This is a genomic window from Kitasatospora sp. NPDC059571, assembly GCF_042735675.1.
Lineage (GTDB): Bacteria > Actinomycetota > Actinomycetes > Streptomycetales > Streptomycetaceae > Kitasatospora.
Genome location: NZ_JBHWBW010000412.1, coordinates 4,281 through 7,201, shown reverse-complemented (window position 1 = coordinate 7,201; position 2,921 = coordinate 4,281). Strand labels below are relative to the sequence as shown.

Annotated in this window: 3 protein-coding genes; all 3 read right to left on the bottom strand. The window is 79.1% G+C overall.

All coding sequences use genetic code 11. The features are described 5' to 3' along the window. Positions 1 to 118 precede the first annotated feature (118 nt). From ACFV0G_RS31450 to ACFV0G_RS31440, 3 genes are read right to left on the bottom strand one after another with little or no spacing between them, the layout of a single operon-like run. Positions 119 to 796 (bottom strand): uracil-DNA glycosylase, encoded by a 678-nt coding sequence (locus ACFV0G_RS31450; protein ID WP_380555372.1) that lies wholly within the window; start codon positions 794 to 796, stop codon positions 119 to 121. 35 nt (positions 797 to 831) lie between these two features. Continuing rightward, the gene (locus tag ACFV0G_RS31445) at positions 832 to 1,923 is read right to left on the bottom strand and encodes an amidohydrolase family protein (protein ID WP_380555370.1); all 1,092 of its coding nucleotides are present in this window, start codon (positions 1,921 to 1,923) and stop codon (positions 832 to 834) included. 42 nt (positions 1,924 to 1,965) lie between these two features. Beyond that, positions 1,966 to 2,733, bottom strand: a complete 768-nt coding sequence (locus ACFV0G_RS31440; protein WP_380555368.1) for a hypothetical protein — start codon at positions 2,731 to 2,733, stop codon at positions 1,966 to 1,968. Positions 2,734 to 2,921: the final 188 nt, after the last annotated feature.

The window sequence follows — 2,921 nt, the reverse complement described above, 5'->3', positions numbered from 1 at the left end:
GGCGCCTGAGAGCCGCCCACCACGCCCCCCCCCGCGCGCGCCCCCGCGCCGCCTCGAACCCCCCCCCCCCCCCGCCACCCCGCGGGGGGGTGCGCCCCGCCCCGTCCACGACCACGTGCTAGGGCAGGCGCCACTCGACCGGCTGGGCGCCCTGCCCGACCAGCAGTTCGTTGGCACGGCTGAACGGACGGGAACCGAAGAAGCCGCGGTCCGCGGACATCGGGCTGGGGTGCACCGACTCGACGGTCGGGATCCCGCCGAGCAGCGGGCGGAGGTTGCGGGCGGCCGAGCCCCAGAGGACCGCCACCAGCGGGCCGCCGCGGGCCGCCAGCGCCCGGATCGCCTGCTCGGTGACCGCCTCCCAGCCCTTGCCCTGGTGGGCGTTGGGCGTGCGGGGCGCCACCGTGAGCACGCGGTTGAGCAGCAGCACGCCCTGCTGCGTCCACGGAGTGAGATCGCCGTTGGACGGCGGCGGGTAGCCGAGGTCCGTGCCGTACTCCCGGTAGATGTTCACCAGGCTCGCCGGGATCGGCCGGACCTCCGGCGCCACGGCGAAGCTCAGACCCACCGCGTGGCCCGGCGTCGGGTACGGGTCCTGACCGACGATCAGGACCCGGACCTGGTCGAAGGGCTGCTGGAACGCGCGCAGCACGTTCGGCCCGGAGGGCAGGTAGGTGCGGCCGGCCGCCAGCTCGGCGCGGAGGAAGTCGCCCATGGCGGCGACCTGCCCGGCGACGGGCTCCAGGGCCCGGGCCCAGCCCGGTTCGACGATCTCGTTCAGTGGACGCGGTGCCATGGGCGTCACCCTATCGGCCCAGGCCGACAGCGCGGTCAGGCCACCGTGCGGCCGCGCAGGACCACGGCCCGCGGGTCGGCGAGCACCCGGACGTCCGCCCGCGGGTCCTCGGCGTAGACCACCAGGTCGGCGGAGGCGCCCTCGACCAGGCCGTCCCGGCCCAGCCACGCGCGGGCCGCCCAACTCGCCGCCGACACCGCCTCGGTGGGTGTGAGGCCGGCCTTCACCAGTTCCGCCACCTCGGCCGCCACCAGGCCGTGCGCCAGCGACCCGCCCGCGTCGGTGCCGACGTACAGCGGGATGCCGGCGTCGTGCGCGGCGCCGACCGTGTCGTAGCGGCGCTCGTGGAGCCGGCGCATCTGCGCGGACCAGACCGGGAACTTCGCCTCGCCGCCGTCCGCGAGCTTCGGGAAGGTCGCGATGTTGACCAGGGTCGGCACGATCGCCACCCCGCGCTCGGCGAAGAACGGGATCAGCTCCTCGGTGAGCCCCGTACCGTGCTCGACGCAGTCGATGCCGGCCGCCAGCAGATCGGGCAGCGACTCGGCGGCGAAGCAGTGCGCGGTGACCCGGGCGCCCTCCTCGTGCGCCGCCGCGATCGCCTCGCGCAGCGCGTCCGCCGGCCAGCAGGCGGCCAGGTCGCCGCGCTCGCGGTCGATCCAGTCCCCGACCAGCTTCACCCAGCCGTCGCCGCGGCGGGCCTCGTGGCGGACGAAGGCGGCCAGGTCGCCCGGCTCGATCTCGTGCGCGTAGTTGCGGATGTAGCGGCGGGTGCGGGCGATGTGCCGGCCGGCCCGGATGATCCGCGGCAGGTCCTCGCGGTCGTCGATCCAGCGGGTGTCGGCGGCCGACCCGGCGTCACGGATCAGCAGGGTGCCGGTGTCGCGGTCGGTGAGGGCCTGCTTCTCGCTGGTCGCCTCGTCCACCGCGCCGTGCGCGTCCAGCCCGACGTGGCAGTGCGCGTCGACCAGACCGGGCAGCACCCAGCCGGTGACCGTGCGGACGTCCGCGGCGTGCGCCGGGCGGGCGAAGGTGATCCGCCCGCCGACCACCCACAGCTCGTCCCGGACATCCTCCGGGCCGACCAGCACCCGCCCCTTGACGTGCAGCACCGCGCCATCGCTCATGCCCCGCACTCTACCGACGGCCGGGCCTCCGCCCGCGCTCGCTCAGGGCCGGTACTCCTCGATCACCGCGTGCCAGGCGTCCTGGAGCTGCGGGAGGGTCGAGCCGACCGCCCAGGCGGCGCCGGTGCCCGGCACCGCGGCGACGGCGAGCAGCGACACGTCCTCGCCCGCCGGGCCGGCGCCGGCCGGCAGGCGGGTCCACCGGCCGCCGGACCGCCGCAGGGTGAAGGCCGCGGTGGCCGCGGCGGGCTGCCCGCCGGCCGCCCAGAGCGCGCCGTCGCCGCCAGCCGCGAGGGCGTGCAGGGCGCCGCCGGCCTCCGCCGGGAGGTCGGCCGCCCGCCCGCCGGTGCCGTCCCAGTGCAGCAGGTAGGGGCCGGCCGGGCCGTCGGCGGGCCCGGTGCCGCCGGCCGCCCCTACGTCGTCCGGCCCGAACGCGGCGACCGCCTCCAGCGTGGTGCTCCCGCCGTCCGGGTGCGGCGCCTCCACCGCCCGCCAGGCGGCCCCGTCGAACCGCTCGACCAGCGGCAGGCCGCCGTCCGGGGACTCCTCGTAGCCGACCGCCCAGGCGTCGTCCGGGCCCGGGGCGGCGACCGCGCGCAGCTCCTGGTTGCCGGCGGCGGGCGCGGCCGCCGGGCGCAGCTCCCGGACGCCCGCGGCGGCCACGGCGGGCCGGGCGGGTGCACCGCGGACCGCGGCGGTGCCGGGCGGCGCGGCGGCCGCGGCGGCGGCAAGTGCCGCCAGGGCCACCGCCGCGCGGCGCAGCGCCCGCCGTGTCCCCCGTGCTCCCCGTGTCGGTGCTGTCCGCGGCATCCGCCGGCCTCCCCGTCGCTGTGTCCCTCGCCCCGGCCGCGCACGGCCGTGTCCCACGAGTGGACCAATCCGGCGGGGGCGCGGGGGGGCGGGCGGGGCGCCGCGGGGCCCCGGGACCCCCCCCCGGGGGGGGGGGCGGCCCCGCGGCGGCCCGGGGGGTCGGGCGGGGGCCCGCGCGGGGGCGCGCG